The 14,112-nt window shown below is 54.2% G+C and carries 28 protein-coding genes (1 of these 28 cut by a window edge); 27 read left to right on the forward strand and 1 reads right to left on the reverse strand.

The features are described from left to right. Window positions 1-26 precede the first annotated feature (26 nt). Complete coding sequence (locus tag C2U30_RS15810; RefSeq protein ID WP_103244087.1) at window positions 27-941, reverse strand: DMT family transporter; 915 nt, start codon at window positions 939-941, stop codon at window positions 27-29. Window positions 942-1,295: 354 nt separating this feature from the next. On the opposite strand from C2U30_RS15810, the gene rpsJ reads away from it, so the two are divergent. From rpsJ to C2U30_RS15945, 27 genes are all read left to right on the forward strand, one after another. Continuing rightward, complete coding sequence (gene rpsJ, locus C2U30_RS15815) at window positions 1,296-1,607, forward strand: 30S ribosomal protein S10 (protein WP_005307944.1); 312 nt, start codon at window positions 1,296-1,298, stop codon at window positions 1,605-1,607. A gap of 22 nt (window positions 1,608-1,629) precedes the next feature. Further along, window positions 1,630-2,262 (forward strand): 50S ribosomal protein L3, encoded by a 633-nt coding sequence (gene rplC / locus C2U30_RS15820; protein ID WP_010672559.1) that lies wholly within the window; start codon window positions 1,630-1,632, stop codon window positions 2,260-2,262. Between the two features lie 17 nt (window positions 2,263-2,279). Continuing rightward, entirely contained in the window at window positions 2,280-2,885 is a 606-nt protein-coding gene (rplD, locus tag C2U30_RS15825) for a 50S ribosomal protein L4 (protein ID WP_005340616.1), read from the forward strand. Continuing rightward, entirely contained in the window at window positions 2,882-3,184 is a 303-nt protein-coding gene (gene rplW, locus C2U30_RS15830) for a 50S ribosomal protein L23 (RefSeq protein WP_005307955.1), read from the forward strand. The genes rplD and rplW overlap by 4 nt, the downstream gene beginning before the upstream one ends. A 15-nt stretch (window positions 3,185-3,199) precedes the next feature. After that, window positions 3,200-4,021 (forward strand): 50S ribosomal protein L2, encoded by an 822-nt coding sequence (gene rplB / locus C2U30_RS15835; RefSeq protein ID WP_010672560.1) that lies wholly within the window; start codon window positions 3,200-3,202, stop codon window positions 4,019-4,021. A gap of 22 nt (window positions 4,022-4,043) precedes the next feature. Continuing rightward, complete coding sequence (gene rpsS / locus C2U30_RS15840) at window positions 4,044-4,322, forward strand: 30S ribosomal protein S19 (protein WP_005307960.1); 279 nt, start codon at window positions 4,044-4,046, stop codon at window positions 4,320-4,322. Between the two features lie 10 nt (window positions 4,323-4,332). Next, window positions 4,333-4,677, forward strand: a complete 345-nt coding sequence (gene rplV / locus C2U30_RS15845) for a 50S ribosomal protein L22 (RefSeq protein WP_010672561.1) — start codon at window positions 4,333-4,335, stop codon at window positions 4,675-4,677. Between the two features lie 3 nt (window positions 4,678-4,680). Beyond that, on the forward strand, window positions 4,681-5,394 hold the full coding sequence (rpsC, locus tag C2U30_RS15850; protein ID WP_005331168.1) for a 30S ribosomal protein S3: 714 nt from the start codon (window positions 4,681-4,683) through the stop codon (window positions 5,392-5,394). A gap of 13 nt (window positions 5,395-5,407) precedes the next feature. Next, a complete protein-coding gene (gene rplP, locus C2U30_RS15855) occupies window positions 5,408-5,821 on the forward strand; it encodes a 50S ribosomal protein L16 (RefSeq protein WP_010672562.1) in 414 nt (137 codons plus the stop codon). Then, window positions 5,821-6,012 carry a 50S ribosomal protein L29 gene (gene rpmC, locus C2U30_RS15860; RefSeq protein WP_005307965.1) on the forward strand — a complete coding sequence of 64 codons (192 nt, stop codon included), beginning with the start codon at window positions 5,821-5,823 and terminating at the stop codon, window positions 6,010-6,012. Before rplP ends, rpmC begins: the two co-directional genes overlap by 1 nt. Continuing rightward, a complete protein-coding gene (rpsQ, locus tag C2U30_RS15865; RefSeq protein WP_005307966.1) occupies window positions 6,012-6,260 on the forward strand; it encodes a 30S ribosomal protein S17 in 249 nt (82 codons plus the stop codon). Before rpmC ends, rpsQ begins: the two co-directional genes overlap by 1 nt. Before the next feature lie 148 nt (window positions 6,261-6,408). Then, a complete protein-coding gene (gene rplN, locus C2U30_RS15870) occupies window positions 6,409-6,777 on the forward strand; it encodes a 50S ribosomal protein L14 (protein ID WP_005307975.1) in 369 nt (122 codons plus the stop codon). A gap of 11 nt (window positions 6,778-6,788) precedes the next feature. Continuing rightward, a complete protein-coding gene (rplX, locus tag C2U30_RS15875) occupies window positions 6,789-7,106 on the forward strand; it encodes a 50S ribosomal protein L24 (protein ID WP_005307977.1) in 318 nt (105 codons plus the stop codon). 13 nt (window positions 7,107-7,119) lie between these two features. After that, window positions 7,120-7,659: a 50S ribosomal protein L5 gene (rplE, locus tag C2U30_RS15880; protein WP_005331162.1), complete on the forward strand. Its 540-nt coding sequence runs from the start codon at window positions 7,120-7,122 to the stop codon at window positions 7,657-7,659. Window positions 7,660-7,669: 10 nt separating this feature from the next. Then, window positions 7,670-7,975, forward strand: coding sequence for a 30S ribosomal protein S14 (gene rpsN, locus C2U30_RS15885; protein WP_005331161.1), 306 nt, complete (start codon window positions 7,670-7,672; stop codon window positions 7,973-7,975). A gap of 19 nt (window positions 7,976-7,994) precedes the next feature. Further along, a complete protein-coding gene (gene rpsH, locus C2U30_RS15890) occupies window positions 7,995-8,387 on the forward strand; it encodes a 30S ribosomal protein S8 (protein WP_010672564.1) in 393 nt (130 codons plus the stop codon). 13 nt (window positions 8,388-8,400) lie between these two features. Beyond that, window positions 8,401-8,934 (forward strand): 50S ribosomal protein L6, encoded by a 534-nt coding sequence (rplF, locus tag C2U30_RS15895; RefSeq protein WP_010672565.1) that lies wholly within the window; start codon window positions 8,401-8,403, stop codon window positions 8,932-8,934. Window positions 8,935-8,943: 9 nt separating this feature from the next. Then, entirely contained in the window at window positions 8,944-9,297 is a 354-nt protein-coding gene (rplR, locus tag C2U30_RS15900; RefSeq protein ID WP_041212181.1) for a 50S ribosomal protein L18, read from the forward strand. Between the two features lie 14 nt (window positions 9,298-9,311). Continuing rightward, window positions 9,312-9,812, forward strand: a complete 501-nt coding sequence (rpsE, locus tag C2U30_RS15905; RefSeq protein ID WP_005340605.1) for a 30S ribosomal protein S5 — start codon at window positions 9,312-9,314, stop codon at window positions 9,810-9,812. Window positions 9,813-9,818: 6 nt separating this feature from the next. Further along, complete coding sequence (rpmD, locus tag C2U30_RS15910) at window positions 9,819-9,998, forward strand: 50S ribosomal protein L30 (protein WP_005307985.1); 180 nt, start codon at window positions 9,819-9,821, stop codon at window positions 9,996-9,998. Window positions 9,999-10,000: 2 nt separating this feature from the next. Next, on the forward strand, window positions 10,001-10,438 hold the full coding sequence (rplO, locus tag C2U30_RS15915; RefSeq protein ID WP_005307987.1) for a 50S ribosomal protein L15: 438 nt from the start codon (window positions 10,001-10,003) through the stop codon (window positions 10,436-10,438). A gap of 8 nt (window positions 10,439-10,446) precedes the next feature. Continuing rightward, entirely contained in the window at window positions 10,447-11,775 is a 1,329-nt protein-coding gene (gene secY / locus C2U30_RS15920) for a preprotein translocase subunit SecY (RefSeq protein ID WP_010672567.1), read from the forward strand. A gap of 27 nt (window positions 11,776-11,802) precedes the next feature. Further along, complete coding sequence (rpmJ, locus tag C2U30_RS15925) at window positions 11,803-11,916, forward strand: 50S ribosomal protein L36 (RefSeq protein ID WP_005319705.1); 114 nt, start codon at window positions 11,803-11,805, stop codon at window positions 11,914-11,916. A gap of 139 nt (window positions 11,917-12,055) precedes the next feature. Next, window positions 12,056-12,412 (forward strand): 30S ribosomal protein S13, encoded by a 357-nt coding sequence (rpsM, locus tag C2U30_RS15930; RefSeq protein WP_005307991.1) that lies wholly within the window; start codon window positions 12,056-12,058, stop codon window positions 12,410-12,412. Window positions 12,413-12,426: 14 nt separating this feature from the next. Further along, window positions 12,427-12,816: a 30S ribosomal protein S11 gene (gene rpsK / locus C2U30_RS15935; RefSeq protein WP_005319702.1), complete on the forward strand. Its 390-nt coding sequence runs from the start codon at window positions 12,427-12,429 to the stop codon at window positions 12,814-12,816. Between the two features lie 39 nt (window positions 12,817-12,855). Further along, a complete protein-coding gene (gene rpsD / locus C2U30_RS15940; RefSeq protein WP_010672568.1) occupies window positions 12,856-13,476 on the forward strand; it encodes a 30S ribosomal protein S4 in 621 nt (206 codons plus the stop codon). 25 nt (window positions 13,477-13,501) lie between these two features. Beyond that, window positions 13,502-14,112 carry the 5' portion of a DNA-directed RNA polymerase subunit alpha gene (locus tag C2U30_RS15945; protein WP_005307997.1) on the forward strand. The gene runs 379 nt beyond the window's last position, so 611 of the gene's 990 nt are visible here — the first part of the coding sequence; the start codon lies at window positions 13,502-13,504; its stop codon lies off the right edge, out of view.

Raw genomic sequence — 14,112 nt, forward strand, 5'->3', positions numbered from 1 at the left:
TATCGAGAGATGCGCCCTTTTGTCTGTCAGGGGTGGGGGTCGCTCACCTTGCGGTAGCGCTTGCCATATTTGAGTTGCTGGATAAGCAGGGCGGCGACGATGAGAGCCAACCCGATGGGGGTTGCCGGGTGAATGGTTTCGCCGATCAACAGGTTGAGCAGCACCAGAGAGGCAAACGGCGAGATGAAGATGAGGTTGCTGATGGGGGCTGTGTTGGTGGCGTGGCGCAGGGCCATCAGCCAGAGCACGAAACCGAAGCCCATCTCGAACAGCCCCACATAGATGGCGCCAGCCCATCCCTGCCAGGCGGTCATGGCAAAGTCCGAGAGCAACCAGGTCGCCACGACGATGAAGGGCAGGCTGATGAGGAAGCCGAGCAGCAGGCTGACGACGGGATCCCCCTGATTGCGGGTGTTGAGGATCCAGTAACCGGCCCAGATCAGGGTCGACACCAGCGCCAGCGTGACGCCGAGGGGGCTGTCGAACTGTAGACCGAACACGTCCCCCCTGGTGGCGATCACCAGGGCGCCGAAATAGCCGAGCACGATGGCGACGCCATCGCGGCGGCGCAGCTTTTGACCGAGGAAGGGAACGGCCAGCAGGCTGAGGGTGATGGCCCAGGTGTAGTTGAGAGTCTGTGCCTGCTGGGCGGGCAGCAGATCATATGCCTTGAACAGCAGCAGGTAATAGAGGAAGGGGTTCAGGACCCCGAGAGCGAGGTAGTAGAGGGGGCGACTCTTGATGTAGTCGAGCAGTAGCGGCAGTTTGCCCTGACAGGCCACGATGCACCCCAGGGTCAGGGTCGAGGTGCAGGCCGCGACCAGCAGCAGCTGTACCGGTTCAAAGTAGGCGAGGGAGATCTTGAAGGCGCTGGCCACCGTGGACCAGAGGGCGACGGCACAGAGCCCGTACTGGTAGGCTTTCTTCTGATTCTTGAGCATGGGATGCGTTCCGCAAACTGGGGCGAGGGCGCAGTCTATCAGCCTGTTTGCAACATTGTCGTTACCGTCTCGCCGATGGCGATGATTTGATCGCCTGGAGATCCATCTGCCACACAACATTGCGCACAATCTGTCCGCCTTCACTTGCGTGAGTGGAAAAAATCCGTATAATCCCCTCCGCTTGCCCATGAGGCAGCCAGACGATATGTCTGCTTGCTGAGCTTCCCGTTTACGAGTTGCCAGCCATACAGTCCTCCCGATATGGGAGGAAACGTGAAAAATCACACCTCTGGCGGGAGTAGTCCCGGTCGGGCGGTGTTGATTTATGTTCTTTTATCTATTGGAGCTCTGTCAATGCAGAACCAAAGAATCCGTATCCGCCTGAAGGCTTTTGATCATCGCCTGATCGATCAATCCACTGCGGAAATCGTTGAAACTGCTAAGCGCACTGGCGCGCAGGTTCGCGGTCCTATCCCGCTGCCGACTCGCAAAGAGCGTTTCACCGTTCTGATCTCCCCGCACGTCAACAAAGACGCGCGTGATCAGTACGAGATCCGCACTCACAAGCGTCTGGTAGACATCGTTGAGCCGACTGACAAGACCGTAGACGCTCTGATGCGTCTGGATCTGGCAGCAGGTGTAGACGTCCAGATCAGCCTGGGTTAATTACGGAAAGAGGTTGATAACAATGACAATCGGTCTTGTAGGTCGCAAAGTGGGTATGACTCGCATCTTCACTGAAGATGGCGTTTCTATCCCGGTGACTGTTATCGAAGTTGAAGCTAACCGTGTAACTCAGGTCAAATCTGTAGAAACCGACGGCTACAACGCTATTCAGGTTACCACTGGCGCCAAGAAAGCCAGCCGCGTAACCAAGCCGGAAGCTGGCCACTTCGCCAAAGCTGGTGTAGAAGCCGGTCGCGGTCTGTGGGAATTCCGCCTGAACAACGGTGAAACTTTCACTGTTGGTAGCGAGCTGAAAGTAGATCTTCTCGCTGACGTTAAGCTGGTAGACGTTACCGGCACATCCAAGGGTAAAGGTTTTGCCGGTACTGTTAAGCGCTGGAACTTCCGTACCCAGGATATGACCCACGGTAACTCCCTGTCCCACCGTGTACCTGGCTCCATCGGTCAAAACCAGACCCCGGGCCGTGTATTCAAGGGCAAGAAGATGGCTGGTCACATGGGTGCTGAGCGTGTAACGACTCAGAACCTGGAACTGGTTCGTGTTGACGCTGAACGCAACCTGCTGCTCATCAAAGGCGCAGTACCGGGTGCAACCAACGGCAACGTGATCGTCAAACCTGCCGTCAAAGCGTAACGTCTGAGGAGATAGTAATGGAATTGGTAATGAAAGACGCCAAGAGCGCTCTTGAAGTTTCCGAGACTACCTTCGGGCGCGAATTCAACGAAGCTCTGGTTCACCAGGTTGTCGTTGCATATGCCGCTGGTGCCCGTCAGGGTACTCGTGCGCAGCTGACTCGCTCTGAAGTGTCTGGTGGCGGCAAAAAGCCGTGGCGTCAGAAGGGTACTGGTCGTGCCCGTGCTGGCTCCATCCGTTCGCCCATCTGGCGTTCCGGTGGTGTGACCTTTGCTGCTAAGCCGCAAGATCACAGCCAGAAAGTAAACAAGAAGATGTACCGCGGCGCTATCCGTAGCATCCTGTCCGAGCTGGTACGTCAAGAGCGCCTGATCGTTGTTGAGAAGTTCGGCATCGAAGCGCCGAAGACCAAAGAACTGATCGCCAAGCTGAAAGAAATGGAACTGACTGACGTTCTGATCGTGACTGCTGAAGTCGATGAGAACCTGTTCCTGGCTGCTCGTAACCTGTACAAAGTTGACGTGCGTGACGTTGCCGGTATCGACCCGGTCAGCCTGATCGCTTTCGACAAGGTTCTGATGACTGCTGACGCAGTTAAGCAAATCGAGGAGATGCTGGCATGATCCGTGAAGAGCGTCTGCTGAAAGTTCTGAAGGCTCCGCACATCTCTGAAAAGAGCACCATGGTCGCAGAAAAGCAGAACACTATCGTGTTCAAAGTTGCTGTTGATGCCACCAAGGCGGAAGTCAAAGCTGCAGTTGCGAAACTGTTCGAGGTCGAAGTTGAGACCGTCCGTACCCTGAACATGAAGGGTAAGACCAAGCGCGCAGGTGCACGCGTAGGCCGTCGTTCCGATTGGAAAAAGGCTTATGTGACCCTGAAAGCTGGTCAGGACATCGACTTCATGGGCGCAGCCGAGTAAGAGGAGTTCTGAAAAATGGCAATCGTTAAGTGCAAGCCTACTTCTCCGGGCCGCCGCCACGTCGTCAAGATCGTCAACCAAGAGCTGTACAAGGGCAAGCCCTTCGCCGCTCTGCTGGACAGCAAAAGCAAGTCCGGTGGCCGTAACAACAACGGTCGTATCACCACTCGTCATATCGGTGGTGGTCACAAGCAACACTACCGTCTGATCGACTTCAAGCGCGACAAAGACGGCATTCCGGCCAAAGTTGAGCGTCTGGAATACGATCCTAACCGTACCGCAAACATCGCCCTGGTGCTGTATGCAGACGGTGAGCGTCGTTACATCCTGGCCCCGAAAGGCCTGAAAGCTGGTGATGCAATCGCCTCTGGTGCTGATGCTGCCATCAAGGTAGGTAACACCCTGCCGATGCGCAACATCCCGGTCGGTTCTACCGTTCACGCCGTTGAGATGAAGCCTGGTAAAGGTGCCCAGCTGGCTCGTTCCGCTGGTACTTTCATCCAGATCCTGGCTCGTGAAGGTAACTATGTAACTCTGCGTCTGCGTTCCGGCGAAGTACGTAAAGTTCTGGCCGAGTGCCGCGCTACCATCGGTGAAGTGGGTAACTCCGAGCACATGCTGCGTCAACTGGGTAAAGCCGGTGCTAACCGCTGGCGTGGTATTCGTCCGACCGTTCGCGGTATGGCGATGAACCCGGTTGATCACCCGCACGGTGGTGGTGAGGGTCGTAACAAGGGCATGCAGCCTGTGTCCCCATGGGGCCAGAAGGCTAAGGGCTTCAAGACCCGTAAGAACAAGCGTACCGACAAGTACATCGTACGTCGTCGTAACAAGTAATTGTTAACATAGAGGAATCACCATGCCACGTTCTCTCAAGAAGGGTCCATTTATCGACCTGCACTTGCTGAAGAAGGTAGAGAAAGCGGTGGAAAGCGGGGATAAAAAGCCGGTTAAGACCTGGTCCCGTCGTTCAATGATCATCCCGAACATGATCGGTTTGACCATCGCTGTCCATAATGGTCGTCAGCACGTTCCGGTTTTCGTTACCGAAGAAATGATCGGTCACAAACTGGGTGAATTCGCACCGACTCGTACTTATCGCGGCCATGCTGCTGATAAGAAGGCTAAGAAGCGCTAAGGGATAAATGATGGAAGCTATCGCTAAACACCGTTATGCCCGTACTTCTGCCCAGAAAGCTCGTCTGGTAGCCGATCAAGTACGTGGTCTGTCCGTAGACAAGGCTCTGAACATCCTGACCTTCAGCCCGAAAAAGGCTGCTGTTCTGGTGAAGAAAGTGCTGGAATCTGCCATTGCCAACGCTGAGCACAACGAAGGTGCCGATATCGACACCCTGCGTGTTGCCACCATCATGGTAGACGAAGGTCCCTCCATGAAGCGCATCCGCCCGCGTGCCAAAGGTCGCGCGGATCGTATCCTCAAGCGTACCGCTCACATCACTGTAGTGGTATCCGACGCTAAGGCTGGGAGATAAGCAATGGGTCAGAAAGTACATCCTAATGGCATTCGCCTGGGTATTACCAAGCCTTGGAATTCTACCTGGTTCGCGAACACCAAAGACTTCGCTGACAACCTGTACAGCGATTTCCAAGTACGCCAGTTCCTGACCAAGGAGCTGAAAAACGCTTCCTTGTCCAAGATCACTATCGAGCGTCCGGCCAAGAGCATCCGTGTGACCATTCACACCGCTCGTCCGGGTGTCGTGATCGGCAAGAAAGGCGAAGACGTTGAAAAACTGCGCAAAGCTGTAGCCGCAATCGCTGGCGTGCCTGCTCAGATCAACATTTCCGAAGTCCGCAAGCCGGAGCTGGATGGCAAACTGGTTGCCGACAGCATCACTTCCCAGCTGGAGCGTCGCGTAATGTTCCGTCGTGCTATGAAGCGCGCCGTACAGAACGCCATGCGCCTGGGTGCCAAGGGCATCAAAGTGGAAGTTTCCGGTCGTCTGGGCGGTGCTGAAATCGCGCGTACCGAATGGTACCGTGAAGGTCGTGTGCCCCTGCACACCCTGCGCGCCGACATCGACTACGCAACTTCTGAAGCCCACACCACTTACGGTGTGATCGGCGTTAAAGTTTGGATCTTCAAGGGCGAAGTTCTGGGCGGTCTGGCTGCAGTCAATGCTGCCGCTGCTCAAGAGCAAGCTCCTGCGAAGCCCAAGCGTGACAACAAGCGCCGCGCTGCCAAGTAAGGAGATTCGGTAAATGTTGCAACCTAAGCGTACTAAATTCCGCAAGACCCACAAGGGTCGTAACCGCGGTCTGGCCAATGCCGGTAACGAAGTATCCTTCGGTACCTTTGGCCTGAAGGCGACATCTCGTGGTCAACTGACTGCTCGTCAAATCGAAGCAGCCCGTCGTGCCATGACCCGTCACGTTAAGCGTCAAGGCAAGATCTGGATCCGTGTGTTCCCGGACAAGCCCATCACCGAAAAGCCCCTCGAAGTTCGTATGGGTAAAGGTAAGGGTAACGTGGAATACTGGGTTTGCCCGATCCAGCCTGGCAAGGTTCTGTACGAGATGGATGGTGTACCTGAGGCTCTGGCGCGTGAAGCGTTTGCCCTGGCCGCAGCTAAGCTGTCTGTTCAGACCACTTTCGTAATTAAGACGGTGATGTGATGAAAGCCCAAGATCTGCGTCAAAAGAGCGTCGAAGAACTGAACCAGGAGCTGCTGGGTCTGCTGCGTGAGCAATTCAACATGCGCATGCAAGCTTCCACCGGCCAGCTGGCTCAGACTCACACTCTGAAACAAGTGCGTCGTGACGTCGCACGTATCAAGACTGTACTGACTGAGAAGGCAGGTGCGTAATGACTGACAAGATCCGTACTCTGCAAGGTCGTGTAATTAGCGACAAGATGGACAAGTCCATCACCGTCGCTATCGAGCGCAAGGTAAAGCACCCGATCTACGGTAAGATCATCAAGCGCACTACCAAGCTGCACGTGCATGACGAGAACAACGAGTGCAAGGCTGGCGATCTCGTGGAAATCCGCGAGTGCCGCCCGCTGTCCAAGACCAAGTCCTGGACCCTGGTTGCTGTCGTAGAAAAGGCCTAATTCGGTACTTTTTAGCCCAAACGGCCCCCCATCGGGGCCGTTTGTTTTTTAGGCTACCTTTTCAAAAATAGCTGTGTTATAGTTTCGCGCCTTTTGAAGGCAGCCAGATCCCATCAGGGATAAGAAGTAAACAAAGCGGAGCACTAAGATGATCCAGATGCAAAGTATGCTGGGTGTTGCCGACAACTCCGGCGCTCGCAGTGTAATGTGTATTAAGGTTCTGGGTGGTTCGCACCGCCGTTATGCCGGCATCGGCGACATCATCAAGGTTTCCATCAAGGAAGCCATTCCTCGCGGTAAAGTGAAGAAAGGTGATGTGTATAACGCGGTGGTCGTACGCACCCGTAAAGGCGTTCGTCGTCCGGACGGCTCTGTCATCCGTTTCGACAACAATGCGGCTGTGTTGCTTAACAACAACCAACAGCCAATCGGTACTCGTATTTTTGGCCCGGTGACCCGTGAACTCCGTAACGAGAAGTTCATGAAGATTGTGTCCCTGGCACCCGAAGTACTGTAAGGAGTCGAACGATGGCAGCTAAAATCCGTCGCGAAGACGAAGTAATTGTTCTTACCGGCAAAGACAAGGGCAAGCGTGGCAAAGTCACTCAAGTCCTGATTGCAAAAGGTAAGGTAATCGTGGAAGGCATCAACCAGGTGAAGAAACACCAAAAGCCGGTACCCGCACTGGGTCAGGCTGGCGGCATCGTCACCAAAGAAGCCCCCATCGATGTATCTAACGTCGCGCTGTTCAACTCTGCCACTGGCAAGGCTGACCGCGTTGGTTTCCGGATTGAAGACGGCAAGAAAGTCCGTTTCTTCAAATCCACCGGCGAACTTGTGAAGTAATTGGAGTTTAACGATGGCGAAACTGCATGATTACTACAAATCCGATGTAGTAAATGAACTGTCCAAGCAGTTCGGTTACAAGACTATCATGCAAGTCCCTCGGATCGAGAAAATCACCCTGAACATGGGTGTTGGTGAAGCGATCTCTGACAAGAAATTGCTGGAAAATGCTGCTGCCGATATGGCTGCCATTTCCGGTCAGAAGCCGCTGATCACCAAAGCACGCAAATCTGTTGCGGGCTTCAAGATTCGTGAAGGCTACCCGATAGGTTGTAAAGTAACCCTGCGTGGCGAGCGTATGTGGGAGTTCCTGGAACGGCTGATTTGCATCTCCGTACCGCGTATCCGTGACTTCCGTGGTCTGAACGCCAAGGCGTTCGATGGCCGTGGTAACTACTCCATGGGCGTGCGTGAGCAAATCATCTTCCCGGAAATCGACTATGACAAGGTCGATCGCGTCCGTGGTCTGGATATCACCATCACCACTTCCGCGAATACCGACGAAGAAGGCCGTGCTCTGCTGGCTGCCTTTAACTTCCCATTCCGCAAGTAAGGTTAGGGTTATGGCTAAAACATCCATGAAAGCACGTGAAGCAAAGCGTGCGAAGCTGGCAGCCAAGTTCGCGACCAAGCGTACCGAGCTGAAAGCTATCATCGTTGATATGAACGCTTCTGAAGAAGCGCGTTGGGATGCTGTCTTGCAACTGCAACAGCTGCCCCGTGATTCCAGTCCGTCCCGCCAGCGTAACCGTTGCAACATCACTGGTCGTCCGCACGGTTTCCTGCGGAAGTTTGGCCTCTCTCGCATCAAGGTGCGTGAGCATGCCATGAAGGGCGAAATTCCGGGCCTCAAAAAGGCCTCTTGGTAAGAATCTCGGGAGTTAGACTATGAGCATGCAAGATCCGATCGCGGATATGCTGACCCGCATCCGTAACGGTCAGGCGGCGAGCAAAGTTGCGGTTTCCATGCCTTCTTCCAAGCTGAAAGTGGCTATCGCCAAAGTGCTGAAAGAAGAAGGTTACATCGCTGGCTACAACGTAGCTGGTGACGTGAAACCGGAACTGGAAATCGAACTGAAATATTTCCAGGGCAAGCCGGTTGTAGAACTGATCCAACGCGTGAGCCGTCCCGGCCTGCGTATTTACAAGCGCACTACTGATCTGCCGAAAGTCATGGGCGGTCTCGGTGTTGCTATCGTGTCCACGTCTAAAGGTGTGATGACCGACCGTGCTGCCCGCAAGGCAAGCATGGGTGGTGAGATCATCTGCTACGTCGCTTAATAGGAGGTCGGAAATGTCTCGCGTTGCTAAGGCACCCGTCACTATTCCTGCTGGCGTAGAGGTGACTCTGAACGGCCAAGAACTGTCCATCAAAGGTGGCAAGGGTTCCCTGGTTCGTTCCATCCACGCCGGTGTAGAAGTGACCAAAGAAGACAATGTACTGAAGTTCGCCCCGCGCGACGGCATCGCTGGTGCTGACGCTCAGGCCGGTACTGCCCGTGCATTGGTCAACAACATGGTAGTCGGTGTTACCCAAGGCTTCGAGCGCAAGCTGCAGCTGGTTGGTGTAGGTTACAAAGCCTCCATCAAGGGCAATGCTGTTGCGCTGGCACTGGGCTTCTCTCACCCGGTAGAGCATGCGCTGCCGGCTGGTGTCACCGCTGAATGTCCGTCCGCCACCGAGATCGTTCTGCGTGGTGTGGACAAGCAGCTGGTTGGCCAAGTCGCCGCCGATATCCGTGCTTACCGCGCTCCGGAGCCCTACAAGGGCAAGGGTGTACGCTATGCCAACGAGCAAGTGCGTACTAAAGAAGCTAAGAAGAAGTAAGGTAACACTATGGACAAGAAAGCAGCTCGTCTCCGTCGTGCTACTCGTGCTCGGAAAAAGATGCAGGAACTGGGAGCTACCCGTCTGGTTGTTCACCGTACCCCGCGTCATATCTATGCGCAGGTTATTGCAGCCAACGGTTCCGAAGTTCTGGCCTCTGCTTCCACAGTAGAGAAAGCCATCAGTGAAGCTCTGAAATACACCGGTAACGCAGATGCTGCTACCGCTGTAGGTAAGGCTATCGCTGAGCGTGCTATTGCCAAAGGCGTTCAGAACGTATCTTTCGATCGTTCCGGTTTCAAGTATCACGGTCGTGTAGCCGCTCTGGCTACCGCTGCTCGTGACGCTGGTCTTCAGTTCTAAGCTAGGAGTCGAAGATGGCTAAAGTCGAATCTCAAGCCGGCGAACTGCAAGAAAAGCTCATTGCAGTAAACCGTGTTTCGAAAACTGTTAAAGGTGGTCGTATCATGTCCTTCACCGCGTTGACCGTGGTGGGTGATGGTAACGGCCGTGTAGGTTACGGTTACGGTAAGGCCCGTGAAGTTCCGGCCGCCATTCAAAAGGCGATGGAACAGGCTAAGCGTAACCTGAACAAGGTTGAGCTGAACAACGGCACCCTGCACCACCCGGTGCGTGGCGTTCACTCTGGTTCCACCGTGTTCATGAAGCCGGCCTCCCAAGGTACTGGTATCATTGCAGGCGGCGCCATGCGTGCCGTACTGGAAGTTGCTGGTATCCACAACGTGCTGGCCAAGACCTACGGTTCCACCAACCCAATCAACGTTGTTCGCGCAACTGTCGACGCTCTGGTTCACGGTCAATCACCGGAACAGATCGCGGCCAAGCGTGGTCTGCGCGTTGAAGAAATTCTGGGGTAATGCGACATGGCTAACACTGTAAAAGTAACTCAAACTCGCAGCTCTATCGGCCGTCTGCCAAAGCACAAGGCGACTCTGCGTGGTCTGGGTCTGCGTCGCATTGGTCACACCGTTGAGCTGGAAGATACTCCCTGCGTACGCGGCATGATCAACCAGGTTTATTACATGGTTAAGGTGGAGGGCTAAGCATGCGTCTGAATACTCTGTCTCCGGCCGCTGGCTCCAAGCGCGTCAAGCACCGTCCGGGCCGTGGTATCGGTTCTGGTCTGGGCAAGACCGGTGGTCGTGGTGTTAAAGGTCAAACCTCTCGTTCCGGTGGCGGCAAGGTCCGCAACGGTTTCGAAGGCGGCCAGATGCCTTTGAAAATCCGTCTGCCGAAGTTCGGTTTCTTCTCTCGCAAATCTTTGGTTTCTGCCGAAGTGCGCCTGAACGAAATCGCCCTGGTAGAAGGTGATGTGGTCGACGTGAGCACTCTGAAGCAAGCCGGTGTTATTACCAAAAACATCGTGTTCGCTAAAGTTGTTCTGTCTGGCAACATTGACCGTGCTGTGACCGTTCGTGGTCTGTCCGTCACCAAGGGTGCACGTGCAGCCATCGAGGCCGCTGGCGGTAAAATCGAGGAATAATCAGTACAATGGCTAAGAAACCAGGATTGGATGTTAAAGCACAAGGTGGTCTGAGCGAACTGAAGAGCCGTCTGCTCTTCGTTCTCGGGGCAATTATCGTGTTCCGTGCAGGCTCTTATGTGCCGATCCCTGGTATTGACGCCGCCGTACTGGCCGAGTTGTTCCAACAACAGAAGGGCACCATCATTGAGATGTTCAACATGTTCAGTGGTGGTGCACTCTCGCGTGCTTCTATTCTTGCACTGGGGATCATGCCGTACATTTCGGCGTCGATCATTATCCAGTTGCTGACTGTGGTTCATCCTGCTCTTGCTGAACTCAAGAAAGAGGGTGAATCCGGCCGTCGCAAGATTAGCCAATATACCCGTTGGGGCACGCTGGTTTTGGGAACGTTCCAGGCCATTGGTATTGCAACCGGTCTGCCGAATATGATGCAAGGACTCGTGACTCATCCGGGTTTGGGCTTCTATTTCACAGCCGTTGTGAGTCTGGTCACCGGTACCATGTTCTTGATGTGGTTGGGTGAACAGATTACCGAGCGTGGGATTGGTAATGGTATCTCGTTGATTATCTTCACAGGTATCGTCGCCGGTCTGCCTCATGCCATTGGCGCTACGGCCGAACAGGCACGTCAAGGGGAATTGCACATCCTGCTGTTGTTGTTGCTGGGCTTGATTGTTTTCGCTGTGACTTACTTTGTGGTGTTCGTGGAGCGTGGTCAGCGTCGTATCGTCGTTAACTATGCCAAGCGTCAACAAGGCCGCCAGGTATTCGCTGCGCAAAGCACACACCTGCCGTTGAAAGTGAATATGGCCGGTGTGATTCCTGCGATTTTCGCATCCAGCATCATCCTCTTCCCGGGTACCATTACCTCCTGGTTTGGTCAGGGCGAGGGCAAGATCGCTGACATCCTGCAACAGGTCTCTATGGTCCTGCAGCCGGGTCAGCCCTTGTACGAGATGCTCTATGCAGCAGCCATTATCTTCTTCTGCTTCTTCTATACCGCGCTGGTGTTCAACCCCCGCGAGACAGCAGATAACCTGAAGAAGAGTGGAGCCTTTATCCCGGGGATCCGCCCGGGCGAGCAGACAGCACGTTACATCGATAAGGTTATGACTCGCCTGACATTGGCAGGTGCGCTCTATATTACCTTTATCTGTCTGGTACCCCAGTTCCTGATGACTGCCTGGAACGTACAGTTCTACTTCGGTGGCACCTCGCTGCTGATTATCGTGGTAGTTATCATGGACTTCATGGCTCAGGTTCAGACCCATATGATGTCTCATCAATATGGCGACGTCCTGAGGAAGGCCAACCTGAAGGGCTACGGCCGCTAAAGGTCGGCGTAGTTACGGAGTTAAGCAATGAAAGTTCGTGCTTCCGTTAAGGCAATCTGCCGTAACTGCAAAATCATCAAGCGTCACGGTGTGGTGCGTGTGATTTGCAGCGAGCCAAAGCATAAACAGCGCCAAGGCTAATTTTTTACGGTTAGTACTTGCAACAAATAGTTGTGCTGGCTAATATAGCCAGCCAACTTTTGTTGTGTATTGGTTGACCGCCACGTATCCGCTCACGGGCTTTGTGGTGGTCGTTATCTACTATATGTAGGAGTGAATAGTGGCCCGTATCGCTGGCATTAACATTCCTGACCATAAACATGCAGTCATTGCGTTGACTGCTATTTATGGCGTCGGTCGTACCCGCTCCAAGGCCATCTGTGCCGCAGCCGGTATCGCTGAGAATGTGAAAATTAAAGACCTGGACGAAGCTCAGATCGAGAGTCTGCGTGAACAAGTAGGTAAATTCACCGTTGAAGGTGACCTGCGTCGTCAGATTTCCATGAACATCAAGCGATTGATGGATCTGGGTTGCTACCGTGGTTTGCGTCACCGTCGTAGCCTGCCTGTTCGTGGTCAACGTACCAAGACCAACGCTCGTACCCGTAAGGGTCCGCGCAAGGCTATCAAGAAGTAACGGGAAGGTAGAAAATGGCTAAAACTCCGACTCGTGCTCGCAAGCGCGTTAAAAAGCAAGTGAGCGACGGTATTGCGCACGTTCATGCATCTTTCAACAACACAATCGTGACCATTACTGACCGTCAGGGCAATGCTCTGTCTTGGGCTACCTCTGGTGGTTCCGGTTTCCGTGGTTCCCGTAAGTCCACTCCGTTTGCTGCCCAGGTAGCTGCTGAGCGTGCTGGTGAGATCGCCAAAGAATACGGCGTGAAGAACCTGGAAGTCATGGTCAAAGGTCCGGGTCCCGGTCGTGAGTCTTCCATCCGCGCTCTGAACGCGGCTGGTTTCCGCATCACTAACATTACTGATGTGACTCCGATCCCGCACAACGGTTGTCGTCCTCCCAAGAAGCGCCGCGTGTAACGCTGTAGCTACTTGGTCTAGGATTGTTGGAGAAAGAAGATGGCAAGATATATCGGTCCTAAGCTTAAGCTTAGCCGTCGTGAGGGCACCGACCTCTTCCTGAAGTCTGGTGTTCGTGCGATTGATTCTAAGTGCAAGATTGACACCGTTCCTGGTCAACACGGTGCGCGTAAAGCGCGTCTGTCCGACTACGGTGTGCAACTGCGCGAGAAACAAAAAGTACGTCGTATCTACGGCGTATTGGAAAAACAGTTCCGCAACTACTACCGCGACGCTGCCCGTCAAAAGGGTAACACCGGTGAAAACCTGTTGCAGCTGCTGGAAGGTCGTCTGGACAACGTCGTCTACCGCATGGGCTTCGGCGCCACTCGTGCTGAATCTCGTCAGCTGGTGAGCCACAAAGCCATCATGGTAAACGGCCGCGTTGTGAATGTTCCTTCTTTCCAGGTATCCCCTGAGGACGTGATCTGCGTTCGCGAGAAGGCTAAGAAGCAAGCGCGTATCAAAGCTTCCCTGGAAGTTGCTGGTCAGCGCGAGAAGCCGACTTGGGTAGAGGTTGACGCTGCTAAGATGGAAGGTGCCTTCAAGCGCCTGCCGGAGCGTTCCGACCTGTCTGCCGACATTAACGAACAGCTGATCGTCGAGCTTTACTCCAAGTAAAGCTAGCTTCTAAAGAGAGGACACAATGCTGGGTTCTGTAACAGATTTTCTTAAACCGCGGCTAGTTGACATCGAGCAAGTTAGCCCGACTCACGCGAAAGTGACTCTCGAGCCGCTTGAGCGTGGCTTTGGCCACACGCTGGGCAATGCCCTGCGTCGTATTTTGCTGTCATCTATGCCCGGTTGTGCGGTTACTGAAGTCGAGATCGACGGAGTACTGCACGAGTACAGCAGCAAAGAAGGTGTACAGGAAGACATTCTTGAAATCCTGCTCAACCTGAAAGGTATCGCTGTGAAGCTGGAAGGCAAGGACGAGGTAACTCTGTCCCTGACCAAGTCTGGAACAGGCCCCGTTACCGCTGGTGATATCACTCACGGTGATGAAGTCGAGATCGTAAACCCGGAGCACGTAATCTGCCACCTGACTGGTGCAAATGCTGAGATCAGCATGCGCCTGAAAGTTCAGCGCGGTCGTGGTTATGTGCCTGCTTCTGCTCGTGTTCACAACGATGATGAAGAGCGTCCTATCGGTCGCCTGCTGCTGGACTCCGCGTTCAGCCCCATCGTTCGCATCGCCTACAATGTCGAGGCGGCACGTGTGGAACAGCGCACCGACTTGGACAAGCTGGTTATCGA

It is taken from the genome of Aeromonas sp. ASNIH5, from assembly GCF_002902865.1.
Classification (GTDB): Bacteria; Pseudomonadota; Gammaproteobacteria; order Enterobacterales; family Aeromonadaceae; genus Aeromonas; species Aeromonas caviae.